20 protein-coding genes are annotated in these 23644 nt (G+C 69.8%); 14 read left to right on the forward strand and 6 right to left on the reverse strand.

Annotated elements, in window-relative coordinates; translation table 11 throughout:
• Positions 1-38: 38 nt before the first annotated feature.
• Genes ACXJLU_RS13315 through ACXJLU_RS13325 form a run of 3 tightly spaced genes read right to left on the reverse strand, consistent with a single transcriptional unit; the run spans position 39 to position 3810 of the window.
• Complete coding sequence (locus tag ACXJLU_RS13315; RefSeq protein ID WP_457331579.1) at positions 39-1142, reverse strand: PQQ-dependent sugar dehydrogenase; 1104 nt, start codon at positions 1140-1142, stop codon at positions 39-41.
• A complete protein-coding gene (recJ, locus tag ACXJLU_RS13320) occupies positions 1139-2869 on the reverse strand; it encodes a single-stranded-DNA-specific exonuclease RecJ (RefSeq protein ID WP_457331674.1) in 1731 nt (576 codons plus the stop codon). Before recJ ends, ACXJLU_RS13315 begins: the two co-directional genes overlap by 4 nt.
• Before the next feature lie 8 nt (positions 2870-2877).
• The gene (locus tag ACXJLU_RS13325) at positions 2878-3810 is read right to left on the reverse strand and encodes a hypothetical protein (protein ID WP_457331581.1); all 933 of its coding nucleotides are present in this window, start codon (positions 3808-3810) and stop codon (positions 2878-2880) included.
• A gap of 86 nt (positions 3811-3896) precedes the next feature.
• Here ACXJLU_RS13325 and ACXJLU_RS13330 point away from each other — a divergent pair, with 86 nt between their 5' ends.
• The 4 genes from ACXJLU_RS13330 to sixA are packed head-to-tail and all read left to right on the forward strand — an operon-like array spanning position 3897 to position 8399.
• Positions 3897-4784 carry a UDP-2,3-diacylglucosamine diphosphatase gene (locus ACXJLU_RS13330; RefSeq protein WP_457331583.1) on the forward strand — a complete coding sequence of 296 codons (888 nt, stop codon included), beginning with the start codon at positions 3897-3899 and terminating at the stop codon, positions 4782-4784.
• Positions 4781-5860: a glycosyltransferase family 4 protein gene (locus ACXJLU_RS13335; RefSeq protein ID WP_457331585.1), complete on the forward strand. Its 1080-nt coding sequence runs from the start codon at positions 4781-4783 to the stop codon at positions 5858-5860. Before ACXJLU_RS13330 ends, ACXJLU_RS13335 begins: the two co-directional genes overlap by 4 nt.
• Positions 5857-7932 (forward strand): polyphosphate kinase 1, encoded by a 2076-nt coding sequence (gene ppk1, locus ACXJLU_RS13340; RefSeq protein ID WP_457331587.1) that lies wholly within the window; start codon positions 5857-5859, stop codon positions 7930-7932. The genes ACXJLU_RS13335 and ppk1 overlap by 4 nt, the downstream gene beginning before the upstream one ends.
• Before the next feature lie 5 nt (positions 7933-7937).
• On the forward strand, positions 7938-8399 hold the full coding sequence (sixA, locus tag ACXJLU_RS13345) for a phosphohistidine phosphatase SixA (RefSeq protein WP_073463793.1): 462 nt from the start codon (positions 7938-7940) through the stop codon (positions 8397-8399).
• A gap of 66 nt (positions 8400-8465) precedes the next feature.
• Here sixA and ACXJLU_RS13350 read toward each other — a convergent pair whose 3' ends face one another.
• Positions 8466-8954, reverse strand: coding sequence for a type III secretion system chaperone (locus ACXJLU_RS13350; protein WP_457331589.1), 489 nt, complete (start codon positions 8952-8954; stop codon positions 8466-8468).
• A 234-nt stretch (positions 8955-9188) separates the two neighbouring features.
• On the opposite strand from ACXJLU_RS13350, the gene ACXJLU_RS13355 reads away from it, so the two are divergent.
• From ACXJLU_RS13355 to ACXJLU_RS13370, 4 genes are all read left to right on the forward strand, one after another.
• Positions 9189-10190: a cytochrome-c peroxidase gene (locus ACXJLU_RS13355; RefSeq protein ID WP_457331591.1), complete on the forward strand. Its 1002-nt coding sequence runs from the start codon at positions 9189-9191 to the stop codon at positions 10188-10190.
• Between the two features lie 23 nt (positions 10191-10213).
• Positions 10214-12010 (forward strand): DAHL domain-containing protein, encoded by a 1797-nt coding sequence (locus ACXJLU_RS13360; RefSeq protein WP_457331593.1) that lies wholly within the window; start codon positions 10214-10216, stop codon positions 12008-12010.
• Positions 12011-12053: 43 nt separating this feature from the next.
• On the forward strand, positions 12054-12995 hold the full coding sequence (locus tag ACXJLU_RS13365) for a response regulator (RefSeq protein ID WP_457331595.1): 942 nt from the start codon (positions 12054-12056) through the stop codon (positions 12993-12995).
• Between the two features lie 95 nt (positions 12996-13090).
• Positions 13091-13879, forward strand: a complete 789-nt coding sequence (locus ACXJLU_RS13370; RefSeq protein ID WP_457331597.1) for an NUDIX hydrolase — start codon at positions 13091-13093, stop codon at positions 13877-13879.
• A gap of 10 nt (positions 13880-13889) precedes the next feature.
• Here ACXJLU_RS13370 and ACXJLU_RS13375 read toward each other — a convergent pair whose 3' ends face one another.
• Complete coding sequence (locus ACXJLU_RS13375; protein ID WP_457331599.1) at positions 13890-15557, reverse strand: Na/Pi cotransporter family protein; 1668 nt, start codon at positions 15555-15557, stop codon at positions 13890-13892.
• 72 nt (positions 15558-15629) lie between these two features.
• Here ACXJLU_RS13375 and ACXJLU_RS13380 point away from each other — a divergent pair, with 72 nt between their 5' ends.
• Both ACXJLU_RS13380 and ACXJLU_RS13385 read left to right on the forward strand, forming a co-directional pair.
• Complete coding sequence (locus ACXJLU_RS13380; protein WP_457331601.1) at positions 15630-17210, forward strand: ABC transporter substrate-binding protein; 1581 nt, start codon at positions 15630-15632, stop codon at positions 17208-17210.
• A gap of 124 nt (positions 17211-17334) precedes the next feature.
• Positions 17335-20049, forward strand: a complete 2715-nt coding sequence (locus tag ACXJLU_RS13385; RefSeq protein ID WP_457331603.1) for a glycoside hydrolase family 76 protein — start codon at positions 17335-17337, stop codon at positions 20047-20049.
• A 4-nt stretch (positions 20050-20053) separates the two neighbouring features.
• Here the strand turns inward: ACXJLU_RS13385 and ACXJLU_RS13390 are convergent, their stop codons facing one another.
• Positions 20054-20869, reverse strand: a complete 816-nt coding sequence (locus ACXJLU_RS13390) for an IclR family transcriptional regulator (RefSeq protein ID WP_457331604.1) — start codon at positions 20867-20869, stop codon at positions 20054-20056.
• 194 nt (positions 20870-21063) lie between these two features.
• On the opposite strand from ACXJLU_RS13390, the gene ACXJLU_RS13395 reads away from it, so the two are divergent.
• The 4 genes from ACXJLU_RS13395 (at position 21064) to ACXJLU_RS13410 (ending at position 23641) form a co-directional block, all read left to right on the forward strand.
• The gene (locus ACXJLU_RS13395; protein WP_457331606.1) at positions 21064-21426 is read left to right on the forward strand and encodes a hypothetical protein; all 363 of its coding nucleotides are present in this window, start codon (positions 21064-21066) and stop codon (positions 21424-21426) included.
• A 61-nt stretch (positions 21427-21487) separates the two neighbouring features.
• Positions 21488-22252 (forward strand): ABC transporter substrate-binding protein, encoded by a 765-nt coding sequence (locus ACXJLU_RS13400; protein WP_457331608.1) that lies wholly within the window; start codon positions 21488-21490, stop codon positions 22250-22252.
• Positions 22252-22941 (forward strand): ABC transporter permease, encoded by a 690-nt coding sequence (locus ACXJLU_RS13405; RefSeq protein WP_457331610.1) that lies wholly within the window; start codon positions 22252-22254, stop codon positions 22939-22941. The genes ACXJLU_RS13400 and ACXJLU_RS13405 overlap by 1 nt, the downstream gene beginning before the upstream one ends.
• Positions 22942-22951: 10 nt before the next feature.
• Complete coding sequence (locus tag ACXJLU_RS13410; RefSeq protein WP_457331612.1) at positions 22952-23641, forward strand: ABC transporter permease; 690 nt, start codon at positions 22952-22954, stop codon at positions 23639-23641.
• Positions 23642-23644 lie beyond the last annotated feature (3 nt).

The following is a 23644-nucleotide window of genomic DNA, read 5'->3' on the forward strand; positions in this document are numbered from 1 at the left end:
TAGGGAGCCGGCCCTGCCAAGGCCGCCGCAGGGGCTACTCAGGGAGTGACGCGCAGCACGCGCCCGGGGTTGTTGTCGGTCAGCAGGTACAGGAACCCGTCCGGCCCCTGGCGCACGTCGCGGATGCGCTCGTGCAGCTCGGTCAGCAGCCGCTCTTCCTTGACGACCTTGTCGCCGTCGAGCTGCAGCCGCACCAGCATCTGCCCGGCCAAGGCGCCGACGAACAGGCTGCCCTTCCAGCCGGCGTAGCGCTCGCTCGTGAGAAAGGCCATGCCGCTCGGCGCGATCGACGGCACCCAGGTCGTCAGCGGCTGCTCCATGCCGGCCTTGGCCTTGCCCTCGCCGATCGCCGCGCAGCTGCCGTACTCGCAGCCGTAGCTGATGACCGGCCAGCCATAGTTCTTTCCTGCCCCATCGAGGTTGACCTCGTCGCCGCCCTGCGGCCCATGCTCGTGCGTCCACAGCGCGCCGGTCCACGGGTTCAGCGCGGCGCCCTGCATGTTGCGGTGGCCGATGCTCCACAGCTCGGGCCGCGCCCCCGCCGTCTTGACATACGGGTTGTCGGCCGGCACGCGACCATCGGCCTCGATGCGCACCACCTTGCCCAGGTGGTTGCCGAGGTTCTGCGCGTCGTCGCGCATCAGGTAGCGGTCGCCCAGCGTGATGAACAGCCGGCCGTCGCGGCCGAACACCAGCCGCGAGCCGAAGTGCGCCGTGCTCTTGACCTTCGGCAGCTGCCGGAAGATCACGCTGACCTCGGTCAGCCGGTCGCCCTGCAGCCGGCCGCGCGCGACCGCGGTGCCGTTCTTGTCGGACTCGCTGCGGCTGCCGGCTTCGGCATAGCTCCAGTAGACGAGGCCGTTGCTCGCGAACTTCGGGTCGAGCGCGACATCGAGCAGCCCGCCCTGGCTGCGCGCGTCGACCGCCGGCAGGCCCTGCAGCGGCTCGCCGAGCCGGCCATCGGCCGCGACGATGCGCATGCGGCCCGGGCGCTCGGTGACCAGCATCCGCCCGTCCGGCAGGAAGGCCAGGCCCCACGGGTTCTGCAGCCCGCTCGCCACCGGCACCACGTCGATGGCCTGCGCCGCGCAAGACACCGCGCAGGTGATGGCGACCAGCGCCGCCCGGATCATCGCGTTCATCCTGCTCCTTCCACGACCATCTGCACCCGCTGCTGGCCGTTGTACTCGTCGACCCGCAGCTGGTAGGCCAGCCGCACCTTCGCGCCCACCGGCTCGGTGTGGCCGAACCAGATCGCGTCGCGCAGCGCGCCGGCATGCCGCACGGACAGCTTCAAATGCTTCTCGGCCACCAGCCGCTGCGACACCACCTCGACCTCGTCGCAGAACAGCGGCGGCTCGAACGCCTGGCCCCACACCTGCGCATCGAGCGAGCGCACCGTCTCGGCATTGAAATACTCGGCCGCCAGCGGGCCGTCGGTCAGCAGCGTGCGCGACAGCGTCGCCGCATCGAGCCACTCGCGCGCGACCTGCTGCAACGCGCCGTCGAAGGTGTCGAAATCCTCCTCGGCCAGCGTGCAACCGGCCGCCATCGCGTGCCCGCCGAAGCGCTTCAGCACGCCCGGGTGGCGCTTGGTGACGAGGTCGAGCGCATCGCGCAGGTGGAAGCCCGGGATCGAGCGGCCCGAGCCCTTCAGCAGCCCATCCTGGCCAAGCGCGAACACGAAGGTCGGCCGGTGCAGCCGGTCCTTCAGCCGCCCGGCGACGATGCCGACCACGCCCTCGTGGAACTCGGGGTCGTAGAGGGCCAGCGCCGGCGGCGCATCGCCTTCGGGCATCAGCGTCTCGAGCATGGCCTCGGCCTGCTCGCGCATGCCGGCCTCGACCTCGCGGCGCTCGCGGTTGATGGTGTCCAGCGTCTGCGCCAGCTGCGCGGCGCGCGCCGGGTCGTCGGTCAGCAGGCATTCGATGCCGAGCGACATGTCCGACAGCCGGCCGGCCGCATTGATGCGCGGCCCGAGCGCGAAGCCGAAGTCGAAGCCGCAGGCGCGCGAGGCATCGCGCCCGGCGGCGCTGAACAGCGCTGCGATGCCCGGCTGCATGCGGCCGCTGCGGATGCGGCGCAGGCCTTGCGCGACCAGCCGGCGGTTGTTGGCATCGAGCCGCACCACGTCGGCCACGGTGCCGAGCGCGACCAGGTCGAGCAGTGCGTCGAGCCGCGGCTGCTGCTCGGCACTGAAGGCCCCGCGCGTGCGCAATTCGCTGCGCAACGCGAGCAGCACGTAGAACATCACGCCGACGCCCGCCAGGTTCTTGCTCGGGAAGCCGCAGCCGGGCTGGTTCGGGTTGACGATCACGCTCGCGTCCGGCAGCACCACCAGCTCGCCTTCCTTCGCGGGCAGGTGGTGGTCGGTGACCAGCACGTCGAGCCCGAGCGCGCGGGCATGCGCGACGCCGGCGATGCTCGCGATGCCGTTGTCGACGGTCAGCAGCAGCTCGGGCTTCTGCCCGCTCTTCTCTCCGAGGGCGAGCGCCAGGTCGACGATGGTCGGGGTCAGCCCGTAGCCATGCACCGCGCGGTCGGGCACCACGTGCTGCAGCGTGCCCGCTGCCGCGCCGAGCAGTGCCAGCCCGCGCAGCGCGACCACGCAGGCGGTGGCGCCGTCGCAGTCGTAGTCGGCAACCACGCAGATGCGCTTGCGCGCCGCGATCGCATCGGCCAGCAGCACCGCCGCGGCCTGCGCGCCGAGCAGCTCGGTCGGCGGGATCAGCCGGGCCAAGCCGTCGTCGAGCTCGTCGTTGCTGCGCACGCCGCGCGCCGCGAACAGCTGGGCCAGCAGCGGGTGCACGCCGGCCTGCTCCAGCGCCCACACGCTGCGCGGCGGGGCATCGCGGCGCGAGATCCGCACCTCGGCCATCACAGCGCCTCCAGCAGCGCCAGCGGCGACGAGCCACCGAAGCGCCGCGCCAGCCGCGCGAGAAAGCCCTGCGACTGCGCCTGCAGCCGCTGCGCGAAGCGCTCGCCGCACAGCGTCAGCGACACCGCCTCGCCGGCGTCGTGGTGCGCCAGCAGCTCGCGCACCGGGCCGGCGTCGAGCGCGCGCCAGGCCTCGGCCCAGTCGCCCCAGTTCTCTCCCAGCAGCGGCGCGCGCAGCCGGTGGTCGACGACGAGGCCGGCGGTGGCGGCCACCGGCTGGCGGCGCCCGCAGCCGCTGAGCCAGAACGAGTTGACCGGCATCATGCTCATCTCGGCGCGGTGGTCGTTCTCGGGCTGCTGGTACAGCATCATCTGCACCTCGTTCTGCAGCCGGCGGATCGCCTTGGCCTGCGGGTGGTCGGGCATCCACAGGTCGAGGTTGCGGCCGATCACGCGCTCGAGCGATGCGGTGGGCAGGCCGTCGAGCGACTCGTGCGACGCATACCAGCGCAGCGGCGAGCCCCAGGTCAGCTGCCAGCCTTCGCTCTCGAACAGCGGCCGCACCGCCTCGAACAGCGCGTGCGATTCGGTGGCGCTGAGCCGCAGCTGTTCCGGGTAGCCGACGCTGACATGCTCGGCGCCGACATGCCAATGCACCGGCGTCAGCAGGCCCCAGGGCGCGTCGCCGACCGGCACGCCGTCGGCCGCGGCGGCCTGGGCGGCCCACGGCAGGCAGCCGTCGGCGCCGTGCCAGCCCAGCAGCTGCGCGTGCGCCTGCTCGGCCGGCGTGCTCAGCGAATACTCGTCGCTGCCCAGCCGCTGGGCGGGCACCATGCGCGGCAGCAGGCGCTGCAGGTGGGGGAGGGCGAGGCCGCGTTGCGTCGGCAGGCCAGCGTCGGAGAGCGTGCTGGCGTAGGGGATCAACAAGTGCATCGGGCGATTATCGGCGGCGCCCGCGTCACCGGTCCGTCATGCCCTTGCCACCACCACGTCATGCCCGGCTGCGAAGCTGGGCGTCCATGCAACGAGACGCTTTTCTTCGCGCGGCCTGGACCCTCCCGCAGGACCCGCCCTCCGGGCCGGAGGACGAGCCGACCGCGCACAGTCTGCGCTACCGCAGCGTGTGGATCTCGGACCTGCACCTGGGCACGCCCGGCTGCCGGGCCGATGCGCTGCTCGACTTCCTGCGGCACGTCGAGAGCGACACGCTGTTCCTGGTCGGCGACATCGTCGACGGCTGGCAGCTGCGGCGCAGCTGGTACTGGCCGCAGTCGCACAACGACGTGGTGCAGAAGCTGCTGCGCAAGGCGCGCAAGGGCACGCGCGTCGTCTTCATCCCCGGCAACCACGACGAGTTCGCGCGCCGCTACGTGGGCCACGAGTTCGGCGGCATCGAGGTCGCCGACGAATGGGTGCACGAGACCGCCGACGGCCGCAAGCTGTGGATCCTGCACGGCGACCTGTTCGACGGCGTGATCCAGTGCGCCAAGTGGCTGGCGCACGTCGGCGATACGCTCTACGAGTTCACGCTGAAGCTGAACCGCCACCTCAACTCGCTGCGCGCACGCATGGGTCTGCCCTACTGGAGCCTGTCGAAGTACCTGAAGCTGAAGGTCAAGCGGGCCGTCAGCTTCATCGGCGACTTCGAGAACGCAGTCGCCCGCGAGGCGCGCCGCCGCGGCGTGCAGGGCGTCGTCTGCGGGCACATCCACCATGCCGAGCTGCGCGACATCGACGGCATCACCTACGCGAACGACGGCGACTGGGTCGAGAGCCTGACCGCGCTGGTCGAGCATGCCGACGGGCGGCTCGAGATCATCGACTGGGCGCAGCAGCTGCGCGACCGGGAACCGCAGGCGGCACCCAAAGTGGCACAAGCGGCACCCACCGTGGTGGAGGCCGCATGAGGATCCTGCTGGTCACCGACGCCTGGAAGCCGCAGGTCAACGGCGTCGTCACGACGCTGGTGGAGCTACAGCAGGGCTTGACGGCGCTCGGCCACGAGGTGCTGATGATCGAGCCCTCGGGCTTCCGGCGCTTCGCCTGCCCGGGCTACCGCGAGATCGAACTCGCGTGGCGCCCGGGGCGCGAGGTGGCGCGCCGCATCGATGCCGCGCTGCGCGACGGCGGCATCGACGCGATCCACATCGCGACCGAAGGCCCGCTGGGCGGCGCGGCGCGCGCGCACTGCCTCAAGCGCAGCCTGGCCTTCACGACCGCCTTCCACACCCGCTTCCCCGAGATCCTGGCGCGCGCGCTGCACCTGCCGGAGCGCTGGGGCTATGCCTGGTTCCGCCGCTTCCATGCGAAGTCCAGCGGCATCATGGTGCCGGCCGCCGGCATGTTCGACATCCTGCAGGGCTATGGCTTCACGCCATTGCGGCGCTGGTCGCATGGCGTCGACCTGGGGCTGTTCGAGCCGGTGCCGGGCGCCGACCTCGGGCTGCCGCGGCCGGTGTTCCTGCACGTCGGCCGGCTCAGCTACGAGAAGAACCTGGAGGCCTTCCTCGACCTCGACCTGCCGGGCTCGAAGATCGTCTACGGCGTCGGGCCGCTGCAGGAGCGGCTGCAGCGCGAGTACCCGCAGGTGCACTGGCGCGGCGTGGTCGACCGCAGCGAGCTGGCGCGCATCTACAGCGCGGCCGACGTGTTCGTGTTCCCCGGCCGCTCGGAGACCTTCGGCCTGGTGATGCTGGAGGCGCTGGCCTGCGGCACGCCGGTCGCCGCCTACCCGGTGGCCGGACCGCTGGACGTGGTCGCGCCGCAGGGCGACGGGCGCGATGGCGGCGTGTTGCACGACGATCTGCGCACAGCGGCACTGCAAGCGCTGGAGATCCCGCGCGATCGCGCCCGCGAGCGCGCGCTGCAGTTCGGTTGGGAACCGGTCTGCCGCGAGTTCCTCGGCCACCTGGTGCCGGCGGTGCGCGGGGCTGACATCGATGTCACGAAACCGACGCAAAACCTTCATAAACTCGTCGGATGACCCCGACGACCGCCGCTTCGCCGGCACCGCTGATGCCGGCGCTGCTGAACCGTGAAAGCGCCATCCTGGAGTTCAACCGCCGCGTGCTGGCCCAGGCCCGGCGCGAGGACGTGCCGCTGCTGGAGCGGCTGCGCTACATCTGCATCGTGTCGTCCAACATGGACGAGTTCTTCGAGGTGCGCTTCGCCGACTACATCGAGGCGGTGCGCCAGCCCGGTGCCGGCGTCTCGGCGCGCGACCTGGCGACGGTGGCCGCCGAGGCCCACCTGCTGATCGACGACCAGTACCGCTGCTTCAACGACGAGGTGATGCCGGCGCTGAAGCTGCAGGGCATCCAGATCCTGAACCACAGCGACCGCAACGAGGCGCAGCGCCGCTGGGTCGACACCTTCTTCCAGCGCCAGGTGCGGCCGCTGCTGGTGCCGGTCGGGCTGGATCCGTCGCACCCGTTCCCGCAGGTCGCGAACAAGTCGCTGAACTTCATCGTGCGGCTGGGCGGCAAGGATGCGTTCGGGCGCGAGAACACGATCGCGATCGTCAAGGTGCCGCGCGTGCTGCCGCGCGTGATCCGGCTGCCGGACGAGATCGCCGGCACCGGCCAGGCCTTCGTGCTGCTGACGAGCGTGATCCGCGCGCACCTCGCCGAGCTGTTCCCCGGCCGCGAGGTCGAGGCGTTCTCGCAGTTCCGGCTGACGCGCGATTCGGACTTGGCGGTCGACGAGGAAGACGTGGCGAACCTGCGGCAGGCGCTGCGCTCCGGGCTGACGACGCGCCACTTCGGCCAGGCGGTGCGGCTGGAGGTGGTGAACACCTGCCCGCCGGAGCTGTCGGAATTTTTGCTGATGCAGTTCGCACTGCCGCAGGCGGCGCTGTACCACGTGAACGGGCCGGTGAACCTGGTGCGGCTGAACGCGCTGATCGACGGCGCCGATGCGCCGGCGCTGCGTTTTCCGCAGCACGACGCGCCGTGGCCGGCCGGGCTGTCGCGCGATCATTCGATCTTCGAACGGCTGCGCCACGGCGACGTGCTGATGCACCACCCGTTCGAATCCTTCGAGCCGGTGGTGCAGTTCCTGCGCGAAGCGGTCGAAGACCCCGACGTGCTCGCGATCAAGCAGACCATCTACCGCACCGGCAGCGAGTCGCCGCTGATGGACCTGCTGATCGAGGCGGCGCGACGCGGCAAGGAGGTCATGGCCGTCGTCGAGCTGAAAGCGCGCTTCGACGAAGAGGCGAACATCAACTGGGCCGAGCGGCTGGAGGCCGTCGGCGCGCAGGTGGTGTACGGCATCGTCGGGCTGAAGACGCATGCCAAGCTGCTGCTCGTGACGCGCCGCGAGGACGGCCGGCTGCGCCGCTACGGCCACCTGTCGACCGGCAACTACAACCCGAAGACCGCGAGGCTGTACACCGACGTCGGCTGCCTGACGGCCGATGCGGAGATGACCTCCGACATCGATGCGGTGTTCCAGCAGCTCGCGAGCCTCGGCAAGATGCGCCCGCTGCGCCAGCTGCTGCAGGCGCCGTTCACGCTGCACAAGCAGATGCTCGCGCACATCCACCAGGTGGCCGACGCGGCGCGGCAGGGGCGGCCGGCGCGCATCGTCGTGAAGATCAACGCGTTGACCGACGTGCCCTTGATCGAGGCGCTGGTCGCCGCCGGCCAGGCTGGTGCCGACATCGACCTGATCGTGCGCGGCGCCTGCATGCTGCCGCCGGGCATCGCGGGCCAGACCGACCGCATCCGGGTGCGCTCGGTGGTGGGGCGGCTGCTGGAGCATTCGCGCGTGCTGTATTTCCGCTGGGGCGCGGGCGAGGCGGACGAAGCGCTGTTCATGTCGAGCGCCGACTGGATGGGGCGCAACATGTTCCGCCGCATCGAGGTGGCCTGGCCGGTGCGCGATGCGGCGATGCGCCAGCGCGTCATCGACGAATGCCTGGTGCCCTATCTGCACGACGGCAAGGACGCGTGGCGCCTGCAGTCGGACGGCAGCTACCAGCGGATCGGTACCGACGGCCCGAGCGCGCAGCAGGCGCTGATGACGCGGATGGCCGCGAAGCAAGCGGGGTGATCGCCATGGACCTGATCCTGTGGCGCCATGCGGAAGCGCACGTCCTGCGCGATGGGCAGGACGACCTGGAGCGGGCGTTGACGCCGAAGGGCGAGCGCCAGGCGCAACGCATGGCCGACTGGCTGAACCAGCGGCTCGCGCATTCGACGCGCATCCTGGTGAGCCCGGCGCTGCGCACGCAGCAGACGGCGAAGGCGCTCGACAAGTCGTTCAAGACGCTGCCGGCGCTGGCCCCCGACGCGGCCGCGGACGCGGTGTTGAAGGCGGCGCGCTGGCCCGATGCGACCGAGCCGGTGCTGGTGATCGGTCACCAGCCGACGCTGGGGCAGGTGGCGGCGCTGCTGCTGAGCGGGCAGGCGCAGGACTGGTCGATCAAGAAGGGCGCGGTGTGGTGGCTGCGCCGGCGTGACCGGGAGGGTCTCGTCGACACGGTGCTGCAGGCCGTGCAGGCGCCGGACTGCTTGTAGATCCGGCGATCAGCGCTGCGGCCAGCTCGGGAGGGCGGCCAGCCCTTCTCGTGCTGTCAGCCCGCCTCACACCATCAGCTGCAGTTCCAGTTCCAGCGGATCCATCGGCGGGAACTCGCTGACCTCGATCACCTCGGCGTTGTCGACATCCGGTCCGGTCGCGATCATGTCGCCGAGCTTCGACAGGTTGTCGAGAAACAGCTTGAGCCAGGTCGCGAACTTCACATCGTCGAGTTGCGCGAGCGGCGCGCTCGCCAGCTGAAGCACGCTGCCGGTGGATTCATGCCAGCGCAGCGTCGACGTGAAGCCCTCGGCATCGGTGCGGTCGGTGCTGCCATGCCAGCGGTCTTCGTCGACGATGTGTTCCAGGCCGAAGGGCATCGTGCCGGCTTCGGCAAACAAGTGGATCCGGGATTCGGTGGGCTCGTGCAGCAGGCTCACGACGTACTTGCCGTCCGCCACCAGTTGCAGATGGCCTTCGCCGTCGAACTCGACGTGCGCGCCGCCGACGCGGCGGGCGAACCCGTCCACCAGGTTCTTGAGGATGTTGCTCATGGGTCGATGTCTGCGCCGGGAGATTCGGTGCGGACTGAGTGACCCGAAGTCACCGCGGGTTCCCATCGAATCGCCAGACGTTTGGTCCTGTGAATGGCGTTTCAACTCAGTTGGCAGTTGTTGACCTTTTGGGTCGATGACCTGTGCGGCAATTCCTTACGTCACATGACAACCTGAGTCGATAGTCCACGGGTGCAGTGACGTACCACGCACACAACGACTGATGAGGTGCTCATGCCCTGGTTGGATGCCGAAAAAATTGCCGCCGCTGTTCTCGCTGCCGTCCTCGGCGGCTTCACTGCAGGACACGCGTGGGCGCAGGTCGACGAGCCGATCCGCCCGATCCCGCTCGATGTGCGGCTCGATGCGCGGAAGGTGGCGCTCGGCGACCGCCTGTTCCACGACAAGCGCCTGTCCGGCGACGACACCATCGCCTGCGCCAGCTGCCATTCGCTGGAGCGCGGCGGCGTCGACGGGCGCGTCAGCGCGATCGGCATCGGTGGCTCGGTCGGCCCGATCAACGTGCCCACGGTGCTGAACAGCGGCTTCAACTTCCGCCAGTTCTGGGACGGCCGCGCGGCGTCGCTGGAAGAGCAGGCGGCCGGTCCGGTCCACAACCCGAAGGAAATGGGCAGCAACTGGTCGCAGGTGATCGAGAAGCTCTCGCGCGACAAGAGCCTGGTCTCGGCCTTCGGCGAGTCGTACCGCGACGGGCTGAAGCCGCGCAACATCCAGGACGCGATCGCGGTGTTCGAGCGCTCGCTGACGACGCCGAATGCGCGCTTCGACAAGTACCTCCGCGGGGACGCGACGGCGCTGCGCAGCGACGAGCTGCAGGGTTATCGCTTGTTCAAGAGCTACGGCTGCGTGGCCTGCCACCAGGGCGTCAACGTCGGCGGCAACATGTTCCAGGTGTTCGGCGTGATGGGCGACTACTTCGCCGGCCGCGGCGAGCCGACCGGCGCCGACATGGGGCGCTACAACGTCACGCACAACGAGGCGGACCGGCACATGTTCAAGGTGCCCAGCCTGCGCAACGTGGCGCTGACGGCACCGTACTTCCACGACGGCTCGGCCCGCACGCTCGACGATGCGGTGGACACGATGTTCCGCTACCAGCTCGGCCGGCCGGCCCCGCAGCAGGACAAGGCGCTGATCGTGAAGTTCCTGTACACGCTCACCGGCGAGCTTCGCGGCCGCCCGCTCGAGCCCTCATCTCAATCACACCAACCTTGAGCGAGCGCCAGGTAATCATCATGATGAACAAGCGAACCTGGATGCATCTGCTGGTCGGCACCGCGCTGGCGGTGGTGCTGGCGCTGCTGGTGAACAAGACCTCGGACGTCAACCACGTCGAGTACGGCGAGATCGGCTCGCTGCTGCGCCAGCTCAAGCAGATCGATGCCGAATGGAACGTCGACGTGCTGCGTTCGAAGACCGGGCTGAATGCGAGCTACGACCCGGTCGCGAGCCCGTTGCCGGTGATCGAGTCGCTCGACGAGCTGCTGCGCAGCAAGACCAACCTGTTCTGGCGCGGTCACGGCGACAGCGGCGAGCGGATCCTGCCGCTGCTCGACACCTACCGGCAGCTGATGGGTTCCAAGGTGGAGCTGATCGATCGGTTCAAGTCGCAGCATTCGATCCTGCGCAACTCCACGCGCTACCTGCCGTCGGCGGCCGCTGAAGTGCTGGCGGCCTGGCCGGCGACCGAGCGCGACGGGCTGGTCTCGGCGGTCGATCGCGTGCTGGTCGACACGCTGGTCTACACCGACACGCCCGAAGCCGGCCTGGTCGCGCGGGTCGACGACAGCATCGCCCAGCTGCGCAAGCTCGCGAAATCGCTGCCCGCCGAAACGGCCGAGCGCGTCGCGGGCTTCTCGGCCCATGCCGAGACGGTGGTGCGCCAGCAGCAGCTGGGCGACAAGCTGCTGAAGCAGCTCGCGGTGCTGCCGACGGCGCGGGCGCTGGACGAACTGGCCGACATGCACGCCCTCGAGCACGAGAAGCTGCTGGTCTCGCAGCAGACCTGGCGCTGGGTGCTGGTGGCCTATTCGGCCGCGCTGCTGGTCGCGCTGGGCTGGTTCGCGTGGCGCCTCGTCGCGAGCTACCGCTTGCTCGCACGCGTCAACCAGGAACTGACGCGCAGCCACGCCGAGCTGAAGGAATCGCAGGTGCACCTGGTGCAGTCCGAGAAGATGTCCGCGCTCGGGCAGATGGTGGCCGGCATCGCGCACGAGATCAACACGCCGCTCGCCTACGTCAAGGGCACGTTCGAGGTGCTGCGCGAACAGGTCGCACCGGTGGCGCAGCTGGCGGCCAACAGCGTGCAGTTCGCGCAGATGCTGCACCTGCCGAACGAGCAGCGCGATCGTGCGCAGCTGCAGACGCTGGCCCACCAGTTCGACAAGTCCACGCGCGAGGTCTCCGGCAGCCGCGTGATGGACGAGATGGGCCAGTTGCTGGCCGACGGCATCCACGGCATCGAGCAGATCTCCGAGATCGTCATGAACCTGAAGAACTTCAGCCGGCTCGACCGCGCGAAGGTCAGCGAGTTCGCGGTGCATGAAGGCCTGGAGAGCACGCTGCTGCTGGCGCGCAACCTGCTGAAGAACACGGTCGAGATCCGCCGCGAACTGGCCTTCGACCTGCCGAAGATCCAGTGCTCGCCCTCGCAGATCAACCAGGTGTTCCTGAACATCATCACGAACGCGGTGCATGCGATGCCGGCGGAGCGCGCCGAGCCCGGCGTGATCACGCTGCGCACCGCGCGCGAAGGCGACGACATGGTGCGCATCGAGATCCAGGACAACGGCAGCGGCATCCCGGCGAACGTGCTGCCGAAGATCTTCGACCCGTTCTACACGACGAAGCCGATCGGCAAGGGCACCGGCATGGGCCTGTCGATCTCGTTCAAGATCATCCAGGAGCACGGCGGCAAGATCCTCGTCGACACCGAGCCCGGCGTCGGCACCGTGTTCTCGATCCTGCTGCCGCTGCGCCCGCGCGAGCCCGGCAAGCCCGACAACGCCGGCGAGCCGGCGCTGCTGGCCGCCTGATCCCCTTGCCAAATCCACCCAACCCACCGACGGAGCCCGCCACGTGACCGCCCCGCAAAAAGCCCGCATCCTGTTCGTCGACGACGAAGAACGCATCATCAACCTGCTGCGCGTGATGTTCCGCAGCACCTACGAGGTGTTCACCGCATCCGGCGGCGCGCAGGCGCTGGAGATCCTGCGCAAGGAGCACATCGACGTGATCGTCAGCGACCAGCGCATGCCCGGCATGACGGGCGTGCAATTGCTGGCCAAGGTCTGCCACCAATGGCCGCAGACGGTGCGCGTGCTGCTGACCGGCTACGCCGACCAGGAGGCCATCCTCGGCTCGGTCAACGACGGCCAGATCTTCCGCTACGTGACGAAGCCGTGGGACCAGGACGCGTTCCGCACGACGCTGGCCGATGCCGCCGAGGTCGGCCAGATGCAGTCGCGGCCGGCGCCCATCGTCACGCCGCCGGGCTCGGCCGGCCGCGGCGGCCCGGCGCCCACCGCGGGCGTGCTGCTGCTCGACGACAGCGAAAGCGACTGCGCGCTGGTCCGGCAGGCGCTCGGCGCGGAGATCACGGTGTACCGCGCCGACAGCGTGGCCGGCGCCTTGCAGCTGCTGGCGCGCCATGCGATCGGCGTGATGGTCTGCGAATCGCGCGTCGGCGGGGCCGACACCGGCCAGCTGCTGCACGCGCTGAAGACCCATTTCCCGGCGCTGATCACCGTGATGCTGACCGACCACACCGATGCCGACGAGGTCGTGCGGCTGATCAACCAGGCCCGCATCTACCGCTTCGCCAGCAAGCCGATCCGCCCGGCGGTGCTGAGCCTGGCGGTGTCGGCGGCGATGAAGGAGCACCAGCGCTGCGTGGGCGACGCGCGCCACGTCGCGCTGCACCGCACGGTGCGCGTGTCCGCGCAGGACACACCGGTCCCCAGTGGCATCCTGCAGGGCCTGAAGGCGATGACCGCGCGCTGGCGGCTGTTCTCGGCCTGAGCCTCTCGGCCTGAGAAGTCGTGAACGAATCCGCCATCTGAGCGGGCCGCGTCGGTCCGGGAACCAGTCCCGGAGCCGATACCATCGCAGTCACGATGGATGACATTCCCGACTGGCTGCAACACCTCCACACCCTGGCCGACCAGCCCCCGCAGACGCTGCGCGAGCGGCTGTGGCTGCAGGCCACCGACGCGGTGATCGGCTCGATCGAGCCGCTGCTCGGCCGCCACATGGAAGAAGCCGACCTGCCGATGCGCCCGCGCGCCGGGGGCTGGCAGGTCGAGGGCCCGCCTGATGCGGCGCTGGCGGTGATCGCGCGCTGGATGCAGCAGCACGACCTGGGTGGCGCCTGGCGCAACGAACTGCTGGTGGTGAACAACGAGCATGGCGAGCGCCAGGCGCTGATCGAGCGCGCAGCGGTGCGCCCGCTCGGCATCGCGACCGTCGCGGTGCACCTGGTGGGCCACACCGGCGACGGCCGGGTGTGGGTGCAGCAACGCGCGTTCGACAAGGCGACCGACCCCGGCCAGTGGGACACGCTGTCCGGCGGCATGCTGTCGGCCAGCGAGACCGTCGCGTCCGCGCTGCACCGCGAAACCTGGGAGGAAGCCGGGCTCGAGGTGGCCACGATGCGCAACGTGCGCGCGCTCGGCCATCAGATGGTTCGCCGCCCGGTCGACGGCCACGGCTACATGGTCGAGCGCATCGAGATGTTCGAGGGTGAGGTGCTGCCGGGCCTGGACCCCGACAACCAGGATGGCGAGGTCGAGGGCTTCGACTGCGTGCCGGCCGAGCAGCTGCTCGAGAGCCTGAAGGCCGGCGTCTTCACGCTCGAGGCCGCCTTGGTGCACGCGCACTGGCTGCGCCGGCACCAATACCTCTAGCGTCGTTCGCTCAGGATTCGTCCGAGGAGAGTGCCGACAGCTGCGAGTGCCGGATCCGCGTCTGCGACAGCGCGCCGGCCGATTCGAGGATCGGGTACGCGATCGAGCAGATGTGCGAGTTGATGCGCTTCAGGTCGCTGATCAGGTCGATGTGCAGCGAGCTGGTCTCGATGCTCTGCGCGGTGTTCTCCTGCAGCCGCACGATGTGGCTGGCGGCGTACTCGTGCTCCAGGTCGCGGAAGCGCGCCTTCTCTTCCAGCAGCCGCTTCGCGTCGCGCACGTGGCCGTCGAGGAAGACGCTCATGCCCAGCCGCAGGTTGGCCATCAGCCGCTCGTGCAGGTGCACGATCTCGGCCATGCCGGCATCGGAGAAGCTGCGGTTCTTGCGCACCTTCTTGTCCTCGATGTCCTGCAGCACGCGCTCGATGATGTCGCCGATCTGCTCCATGTTGATCGTGAACGAGACGATGTCGGTCCAGCGCCGGCTCTCGCGCTCGGACAACGCCGCCCGCGAGATCTGCGTCAGGTAGAACTTGATCGCCGAGTACAACTCGTCGACCACGTCGTCCATCTTGCGCAGCTGCTCGGCCAGCGCCAGGTCGTTGTAGCGGATCACCGGCAGGATGCCGCGCAGCATCGTCTCGACCACGTCGGCCTGGTGCAGCGCCTCGCGCGCCGCGCAGGCGATGGCCACCGACGGCGAACTCAGCGCCAGCGGGTCGAGGTGGCGCGGCCGGTCGGTGCCGAGCGCGCGCGGCTGCGGTAGGTAGCGGTCGAGCAGGCGGCCGACCAGCGGCGTGAACGGGATGAAGAGCACCGAGCGGGCGACGTTGAAGGCGAGGTGGAACACCACCACCTGCTGCAGCACGGTCGGCACGGCTTCCTGCAGCAGCACGTGGGCCTGCGGCAGCAGCGGAATCATCGCGAGGCAGCCGATCACCTTGAACAGGAAGTTGCCGAGCGGCATGCGGCGCGACTGCACCGATCCGCGCGCGGTGGCCAGCAGCGGCAGCGCGCCGGTGCCCAGGTTGGCGCCCAGCACCAGGCCGAGCGCAACCGGGGTCGGCAGCAGGCCGGCGTTGGCCAGCATCGCCACCAGCAGCACGGTGGCGAGGCTCGAATACGAGACGACGGCCAGCACAGCGCCGATCGTGATCTCGAGCATCACGTCGTTGGGCAGGCTGACCAGCATCGCGCGCACCGCCGGCGAGCGCGTCAATGGCTCGGTGGCGGCGACGATCAGCTGCAGCGCGAGCGTGATCAGGCCGAGGCCGATGACGACGCGCCCGACCCGGCCGATGCCGCGGTCCTCCTGCGACAGGAACATCACGACGCCGGCGAAGATCAGCAGCGGCGACACCCACGACAGGTCGAACGACAGCAGCACCGACATCAGCGCGGTGCCGATGTCGGCGCCCAGCATCACGGCCAGCGCGGCGCCGGTGTCCATCAGCCCCTTGCCGACGAACGAGGTCACGATCAGGCTGGTGGCGGTGCTCGACTGCACCAGCGCGGTGACGCCGATGCCGGCCAGCAGCGCGATGAGGCGGCTGCGCACGCTGCGCGAGATCACGGCCCGCAGGTTCTCGCCGAACACCCGCAGCATGCCGACCCGCACGATGTGCGTGCCCCAGACGAGCAGGGAGATGGCGGCGAGCAGGTTCAGCAGGTGTTGCATGTGGTGGGGTTGTAACCCAATTCCAGGCCCGTCTTTGCGATCATGCAGGCATCCAACTGCGGGGGAGGGTTCATGGAACGGAACGTGAAGCGCTGGCTGCTGGCGATCGTCGGGCTCTGGATCGGGTGCGCCGCGGGGCTGGCCTCGGCGGCCAGCCTGCGGGTGGCCAGCGGGTTCGACCCGCAGACGATGGACCCGCATGCGCTCGCGCTGCTGTACCACTCGCGGGTCGTCACGCAGGTGTACGAGTCGCTGGTGGGGCGCGACGAGCAGTTCAGGTTGGAGCCGGCGCTTGCGCTGTCGTGGCAGGCGCTGAACGACCGCACCTGGCGCTTCCGGCTGCGGCCGGGCGTGCTGTTCCACGATGGCGGCGCGATGAGCGCCGACGACGTGATCTTCTCGATCGACCGGGCGCGCCAGCCGCCGTCGCAGCGCGCCTTCCAGCTCGGCGCCGTGGCCGAGGTCCGCAAGGTCGACGAACTGACGGTCGACTTCGCGTTGAGTTCGCCCGACGCGGTGTTCCCCGAGAAATTGCCGTTCATCGGCATCATGAGCAAGGCCTGGGCCAGCAAGCACGGCATCGAGCGCGCGCAGGATTTCAATGGCAAGCAGGAGACCTTCGCGGTGCGCAATGCCAACGGCACCGGGCCGTTCCGGCTGGAGCGCTACGAGCCGGACGTGCGCGTGGTGCTGAAGGCCAACGAGCGCTGGTGGGGGCGCGGCGACAAGCGCAACGGGAACCTCGACGAGGTGAGCTTCGTGCCGATCCGCCAGGAGGCGACGCGGCTCGCGGCGCTGCGCACCGGCGAGGTCGACCTGGTGCTCGACCCGCCGTTCCAGGACGTGGCGCGCCTGAAGGCCGACCCGGGCCTGAGCGTGCTGCAGGTCGCCGACCTGGGCCAGCAGTACCTCGCGTTCGACCAGTCGCGCGAGCAGTTGCTCGATGCCGACGTGAAGGGCCGCAACCCCTTCAAGGACCGGCGGGTGCGCCAGGCGGTGTACCAGGCGATCAACGTCGACCTGATCGTCAGCAAGGTGCTGCGCGGCCAGGGCACGCCGACCGGGGCCTTCCTGTCGACGCAGGTCGACGGCTCGCTGGCCGAGCTGGACAGGCGCCTGCCCTACGACCCGGTGGCCGCGAAGAAGCTGCTCGCGCAGGCCGGCTACCCGGACGGCTTCGCGGTGACGCTCGACTGCGTGAACATCGCGTGGCGCGAGAACGTCTGCCAGGCCGCCACCGCGATGCTGGCGCAAGTGGGCATCCGCACGACGCTGCGCTCGTCGGCGACCAACCAGTTCTTCCCGAAGCTGAGCCAGGCGACCGGCAGCTTCGTCGAATTCGGCTGGACGCCCACGACGGATGCATGGGCGACGCTGAACGCGTTGTTCCACAGCTTCGGCAAGGGCGGGGCGGGCACCTTCAATGTCGGCCGCTACGCCAACCCAGCACTGGACACGCTGATCGACAGCATCCGCGTCGAGCCCGACCTGATGCGCCGGCGTGCGATGGTCGGCGTCGCGCTGCGGTTGATCGGCGAAGACCTGCCCTACGTGCCGCTGTACCGGCGCACGCTGAGCTGGGCGATGCAGAAGAAGGTGAAGGCGGTGCAGTGGCCGGATGACGTGCTGGCGCTGCGTTGGGTTCGCAACTAGGGGGCCTGTTAACACCGCGACACCGATGTCACCTGGCCGGGCTGGTGCAGTGGAATGAATGTTCTACATTGTTAAAACGATAGAACATGTTTTCCATTGTGACCGCCGGTACCAGGAGACTCCGTTGAAGACTTCCCCCTCATGGCTCGCGCTGGTCGCGGCCACAGCGTTGATGGCCGCCTGCGGCGGTGCGGACGACACCGCCAGCCCGGGCGCACCTGCGGCCGCCGCGGCGGCCGATGAACTCGAATCCGCCGCGGCGCTGGCGGCCGCCGCCACGCCGGCGACCACGGTGATGCTGCTCGGCGATTCGATCACCTACGGCTACGACGGCAAGGGCACTCAGGGCGGCTACCGCACCTCGCTCTACAACGCGTTGCGCGCCGACGGCCTGAACGTCGACTTCGTCGGCTCGCAATCCGACGGGCCGGCGGCGCTGGCCGACAAGAACCACGAGGGCCACTCCGGCTGGCGCATCGCCGGTATTGCGGGCTCGGTCGACGGCTGGCTGGGCAGCTACAAGCCGCAGGTCGTCGCGCTGATGATCGGCACCAACGACGTGGTGTTCAACGACGACCTCGCCAACGCGCCGGCCCGCCTCGGCCGCCTGATCGACCAGATCACCGCGAAGCTGCCCGACAGCCGGCTGCTGGTGTCGTCGATCACGCCGGAGGGCGATGCCGCGCTGAACGCCAAGGTGAAGGCCTACAACGCGGCGATCCCGGGCATCGTGCGGCAGAAGGCCGCGGCCGGCCGCAAGGTCGGCTTCGTCGACATGAATGCCTCGGTCGCGCCGGCCAATCTGTTCGACGGCACGCACCCCGACGCCACCGGCTACGGCAGGATGGCGCTGGTCTGGCGCAACGCCTTGCTGCCGGTGCTGCGCGCCGGCACGGCGAGCCTGCCGCTGAACACCACCAAGTCGTTCCAGGTCACGACGGCCAACTTCACGGCGCAGGTGATGCGCCACGACGCCGGCCTGGGCGTCACCGGTCCGGTCAACGCCGGCAGCGCGGCGATCGAGAAGCAGCAGGCCACCTTCCGCATCGTGCGCGGCCTGGCGAACCCGGCCTGCTATTCGCTGCAGTCGCTCACCGCGCCGGTCGGCTACCTGCGGCATGCCAACTCGCGGCTGCGGCTGGACACCGCCGACAACAGCGAGCTGTTCAGGCAGGACGCCACCTGGTGCGCGCGGCCGGGCGTGTCCGGCCAGGGCGTGTCGCTGGAGTCGTTCAACTTCCCGGGCCGCTTCATCCGGCATTTCAACGACCAGCTGTGGCTGGCGTCGGGCGCCGACCTGAACGGCTTCGACGGCGCCGGGCCGTTCGTCGACGACGTCAGCTGGAAGCTGCAGCAACCGTTGGCGCCCAACGTGGCCACCGGCGGCAGCGCCGAGGCGCGCGACGATGCGGCGATGGCGCAGCTGCTGACGAGCTTCAACGTGCGCACCAACGGTTGGACCAAGGGGCCGACGCTCGACGCGATCATCAACACCTACGAGCGCACCGGCGACCCGAAGTACCGCACGCTGATCGACCAGTCGCTGCAGTACGGCCGCGGCTGGCGCTCCGGCGACGCGAACAAGGTCTACCACGACGATTCCGGCTGGTACGCCAACGCCTGGCTGCGCGCCTACGACGTGACCGGCGACGAGGCCTTCCTGGTCGAGGCGAAGGCCATCTTCAGCGACATGTCCAAGGCCTGGGACAGCACCTGCGGCGGCGGCCTGTGGTGGACCTCTGAGAAGACCTACAAGAACGCGATCACCAACGAGCTGTTCCTGCTGGCCGCCGCGCGGCTCGCGCGCCGCGCGCCGAACGGCACCGGGCCGGGCAGCTACCACGACTGGGCGCTGAAGGAGTTCGACTGGTTCGTCAACCGCAGCGGCATGATCAACGCGCAAGGCCTGGTCAACGACGGGCTGACGACCGCCACCTGCAAGAACAACGGGCAGGCGACCTGGTCGTACAACCAGGGCGTGATCCTCGGCGGGCTGACGGAACTGTGGCGCCTGAACGGCGACCGCGGCTACCTGGCGCATGCCGAACGCATCGCCGAGGCGACGATCTCGCGCATGGCCTATGCGGACGGCGTGCTGCGCGATGCCTGCGACCCGAACGGCTGCGGTGGCGATGCGCTGATCTTCAAGGGCATGTTCGCGCAGGGCCTGGCGCGGCTGTACAACGCCGATCGCGGCAACAAGCCGCAGTACGGCGAGTACCTGAGCCTGAACGCCGACAGCCTGTGGGACCACAGCCGCAACGCGCAGAACGGGCTGGGCGTGAACTGGGCCGGGCCGGTCGGCACGCCGACGGCGTCGTCGCAGGCGGCCGGTGCGCTGCTGCTCGGTGGCATCGCGCTGCTGAATGCCGGCGGCGAGACCAGCGAGCCGCTGAAGCCGAAGCCGGGCGCACTGAGCGGCCCCCACACGCTGCTGCCGCGCAGCTCGCCCGGCATGGCGCTGGACGACTTCGGCGGCAGCACGCAGGCCGGCAACCGCATCGTGATCTGGGGCATCAACGGCACCGGCGCGCAGTCGTGGGTGCTGGCTAGCGATGGCGTGTCGCCGGCGGGCGCCTACCGCATCGCGCTGGCCGCGGGCAACTTCTGCCTGACCTCGGGCGCCGGCAGCGGATCGGCCGCGACGCTGCAGCCGTGCAGCGGGGCGTCGACGCAGGCCTGGCGCGCGGCGCCGGCCCCGGGCGGCGGCACCAGCTTCAGCCCCGCGAGCAACACCGGCTTGTGCCTGGACGTCTCTTCGTCCGGCACCGCCGCCGGCACGACGGTGCAGTCGTGGAGCTGCAACGGCACCGCGGCCCAGCAGTGGGAGCTTCGCTGACGCCTCAGGTCTTCATCTGCAACAAGCGCGAGATCGTGTCCGCCGCCTCCAGCAGTTTCGGCAGGAACATCTCCAGCATGTGGGCCGGCGGCGTGCGGTTCACCTGGCCGCTGATGTTCAGCGCGGCGATCGAGCGGCCGGATCGGTCACGGATCGGCGCCGACATCGACACCAGCCCTTCCTCCAGCTCCTGGCTGACGAGGCTCCAGCCCTGGCGCCGCACCTGGGCGATCAGCCCTTTCAGGCGCTGCGGGTCGGTCTCGGTGTGCGGCGTGCGGGCGGTCAGGGTCATCGCGTCGATGCGCTGGTCGAGTTCGTCCGGCGCCAGGCCGGCCAGCAGCGTGCGGCCCATCGAGGTGCAGTAGGCCGGCAACCGGCTGCCGATGCCCAGGTTGATGCTCATGATCTTGTGCGTCGGCACGCGCAGCACGTAGACGATGTCGGCGCCTTCGAGCACCGCCGCCGAGCTCGATTCCTTCACCTGCTCGACCAGCGCCTCCATCACCGGCTCGGCCAGGTTCCACAGCGGCAGCGACGACAGGTAGGCGAAGCCGAGGTCGAGGATCTTCGGCGTGAGCCGGAACTGCCGGCCCTGGCTCTCGACGTAGCCCAGTCCTTCCAGCGTCAGCAGGATGCGCCGCGCGCCGGCACGCGTGAGCCCGGTGCGCTGCGCGACCTCGCTGAGCGTCTGCTGCGGCGCCTTGGCGCTGAACGACCGGATCACGCTCAGGCCGCGTGCGAACGACTGCACGTAGGTGTCGCCGGGGCGGGGTTTGTCGGAAGGCGGGACAGCGGGGGAGGCGTCGTCGGGCGAGGTCATCGGCGCAGTCTAGCGCCGGCTTTCACGCGGCCGGCCGGCGCTTCTCATGAGATCGATTGCGACGGCAGATGTCGTCCGCGTCGCGCGATGTGGCATCAGGGTTTCACCGGGTAAAGCCACCGCGGCCCACGGAACGGCGCGGGCCGGCGGGCGACCCAAGAAGCACCTCTCCACTCCTTGCGAAAGGAAGTCCCATGAGACCCCTCCTGATCCTGGCCCTCGGTGCCGTCACCGCCCTCGCGACGCAGGGCGCCGCCTTTGCCGCCGGCCCCGCCGACCACGCCGCCGGCCCCGATGCCGCGTACGTCGAACGCATGCACCTGATCGGCCGCACGCCCGAGCCCGGCGAACGGGCGGTGCCGTTGCCGCCCGACACCCCGGCACAGAATGCCACCGAGCGCCGCCAGGACTTCATCGAGCGCATGGCCCTGATCGGCCGCACGCCCGATGCCGGCGAGGTGGCCGCCGCGGCGGCGCCTGGCCATCAGCTGCTGGCCGACGCGCCCAGCTTCGACGAGCGGATGAAGCTGATCGGGCGCACCCCCTACGCCCAGTGAGCCGGGGCGCGGTATGGTTCGGGACTTGCAACGCGGTCCCGTCCCTTCCCGGAGCCCCCCGATGAAACGATTCCTCCCGCTGGTGCTGTGGTTCGCCGCGCTGGGTGCGCAGGCGCTTGACCTGTCGAAGCTGCGCATCGGCGTCGAAGGCGCCTACCCGCCGTTCAGCACCGTCGGCCCCGACGGCAAGCTGCAGGGCTTCGACATCGACATCGCGAACGCGCTGTGCACCGAGATGAAGGCCCGCTGCATGCTGGTGCAGCAGGAGTTCGACGGGCTGATCCCGTCGCTGCAGTCGCGCAAGTTCGACCTGGTGGTCGCGTCGATGGCGATCACGCCCGAGCGCCTGAAGGTGGTCGCGTTCACCGACAAGTACTACGACAGCGCGAACAGGCTGATCGCGAAGACCGGCTCGCCGATCGACGGCACGCCGGAGCGTTTCAAGGGCGTGCGCATCGGCGTGCAGCGTACCACCATCAACGACCGCTACGTCACCGCCAAGTTCAGCGCCGCGACCATCGTGCGCTACGCGAGCCAGGACGAGGTGTACCTCGACCTCGCGGCCGGCCGCGTCGATGCGACGATGGTCGACGCGATTGCCGGCGACGTCGGCTTCCTGAAGACGCCGGCCGGCAAGGGCTTCGGCTTCGTCGGGCCGGACTACCGCGACCCGGCGTACTTCGGCGCCGGGGTCGGCATCGCGCTGCGCCAGGGCGACACCGAGCTGCGCGAGAAGCTCAATGCCGCGATCAAGGCAATCCGCGCCAACGGCAGCTACCAGAAGCTCGCATCGAAGTACTTCAACTTCGACATCTACGGGCACTGATGCTGCACGGCTACCTGCCGAGCCTGCTCGACGGCCTGCGGCTGACGCTGGGCGTGGCGCTCGCGTCGCTGGCCGTCGCGGTGCTGCTGGGCCTGGCGGGCGCGGCGGCGAAGCTGTCGCATTCGGCGTTCTGGCGCCGCAGCGCGACGGTCTACACCACGCTGATCCGCGGCGTGCCCGACCTGGTGCTGATGCTGCTGATCTTCTACGGCGGGCAGCTCGCGGTGAACGAGATCGCGCTGCAGCTGGGCATCGACGAATACATCGACATCGACCCGTTCGTTGCCGGCGTCGCCACGCTCGGCTTCATCTTCGGCGCCTACCTGACCGAGACCTTCCGCGGCGCGATCCTCGCGATCCCGCACGGGCAGGCCGAGGCCGGGTTGGCCTTCGGAATGCGGCCGCTGCAGGTGTTCCACCGCATCGTGCTGCCGCAGATGCTGCGGCTGGCCTTGCCCGGCTTCGCGAACAACTGGCTGGTGCTGGTGAAGTCGACCGCACTGGTGTCGGTGATCGGGCTGACCGACATGATGCAGAAGGCCGGCCAGGCGGCCGGCGCGACACGCGAGCCGTTCACGTTCTACCTGGCCGCGGCGCTCGGCTACCTGCTGATCACGTCGGTCTCGGTCGTCGTGCTGCGCGCGCTGGAAAAGCGCTGGTCGGCGGGCGTGAAGGCGGTGTCGCTGTGAGCGCTGTGCCATGAGTTTCGAGGCCATCGTCGACAACCTGCCGCTGTACCTGTCGGGCGCGTGGACCACGCTGCGCCTGCTGGCGATGGCGCTGGCGCTGGGCCTGCTGGGCGCGATCCCGCTGGGCGTGATGCGCGCGTCGAGCCGGCGCCGCTGGTGGGTGCCGGTGTGGTGTTTCACCTTCGTGGTCCGCGGCACGCCGCTGCTGGTGCAGCTGTTCCTGCTGTACTACGGCCTGGCGCAGTTCGAGGCGGTGCGGGCGAGCGTGCTGTGGCCGCTGCTGTCGAGTGCCTGGTTCTGCGCGGTGGCCGCGTTCGCGATCAACACCTGTGCGTATACCACCGAGATCATCGCCGGCGCGATCCGCGCGACGCCGGCTGGCGAGGTCGAGGCGGCGCGCAGCGTCGGCATGCCGTGGGGGCTGATGGTGCGGCGCATCCTGCTGCCGTCGGCGCTGCGGCGCGCGCTGCCGACCTACGGCAACGAAGTGGTGCTGATGCTGCACGCGACCTCGCTGGCCAGCATCGTGACGCTGCTCGACCTGACCGGCGCGGCGCGCGACGTCAACTCGCGCTTCTTCCTGCCGTTCCCGGCCTTCATCACCGCGGCGCTGTTCTACCTGGCCATCACCTTCGTGCTGGTGGCGCTGTTCCGCCGCGCCGAGGCCCGCTGGTCGCGCCACCTGCACGCCTGTTCCTGAAAC

Source organism: Rhizobacter sp. P5_C2, from assembly GCF_054049715.1.

Coding starts and splice junctions, on each gene's coding strand:
- ACXJLU_RS13315 (WP_457331579.1), bottom strand. CDS start 1,142: ATGAACGCGATGATCCGGGCGGCGCTGGTCGCCATCACCTGCGCGGTG.
- ACXJLU_RS13325 (WP_457331581.1), bottom strand. CDS start 3,810: ATGCACTTGTTGATCCCCTACGCCAGCACGCTCTCCGACGCTGGCCTG.
- ACXJLU_RS13330 (WP_457331583.1), top strand. CDS start 3,897: ATGCAACGAGACGCTTTTCTTCGCGCGGCCTGGACCCTCCCGCAGGAC.
- ACXJLU_RS13335 (WP_457331585.1), top strand. CDS start 4,781: ATGAGGATCCTGCTGGTCACCGACGCCTGGAAGCCGCAGGTCAACGGC.
- ppk1 (WP_457331587.1), top strand. CDS start 5,857: ATGACCCCGACGACCGCCGCTTCGCCGGCACCGCTGATGCCGGCGCTG.
- sixA (WP_073463793.1), top strand. CDS start 7,938: ATGGACCTGATCCTGTGGCGCCATGCGGAAGCGCACGTCCTGCGCGAT.
- ACXJLU_RS13350 (WP_457331589.1), bottom strand. CDS start 8,954: ATGAGCAACATCCTCAAGAACCTGGTGGACGGGTTCGCCCGCCGCGTC.
- ACXJLU_RS13355 (WP_457331591.1), top strand. CDS start 9,189: ATGCCCTGGTTGGATGCCGAAAAAATTGCCGCCGCTGTTCTCGCTGCC.
- ACXJLU_RS13360 (WP_457331593.1), top strand. CDS start 10,214: ATGAACAAGCGAACCTGGATGCATCTGCTGGTCGGCACCGCGCTGGCG.
- ACXJLU_RS13370 (WP_457331597.1), top strand. CDS start 13,091: ATGGATGACATTCCCGACTGGCTGCAACACCTCCACACCCTGGCCGAC.
- ACXJLU_RS13375 (WP_457331599.1), bottom strand. CDS start 15,557: ATGCAACACCTGCTGAACCTGCTCGCCGCCATCTCCCTGCTCGTCTGG.
- ACXJLU_RS13380 (WP_457331601.1), top strand. CDS start 15,630: ATGGAACGGAACGTGAAGCGCTGGCTGCTGGCGATCGTCGGGCTCTGG.
- ACXJLU_RS13390 (WP_457331604.1), bottom strand. CDS start 20,869: ATGACCTCGCCCGACGACGCCTCCCCCGCTGTCCCGCCTTCCGACAAA.
- ACXJLU_RS13395 (WP_457331606.1), top strand. CDS start 21,064: ATGAGACCCCTCCTGATCCTGGCCCTCGGTGCCGTCACCGCCCTCGCG.
- ACXJLU_RS13400 (WP_457331608.1), top strand. CDS start 21,488: ATGAAACGATTCCTCCCGCTGGTGCTGTGGTTCGCCGCGCTGGGTGCG.
- ACXJLU_RS13405 (WP_457331610.1), top strand. CDS start 22,252: ATGCTGCACGGCTACCTGCCGAGCCTGCTCGACGGCCTGCGGCTGACG.
- ACXJLU_RS13410 (WP_457331612.1), top strand. CDS start 22,952: ATGAGTTTCGAGGCCATCGTCGACAACCTGCCGCTGTACCTGTCGGGC.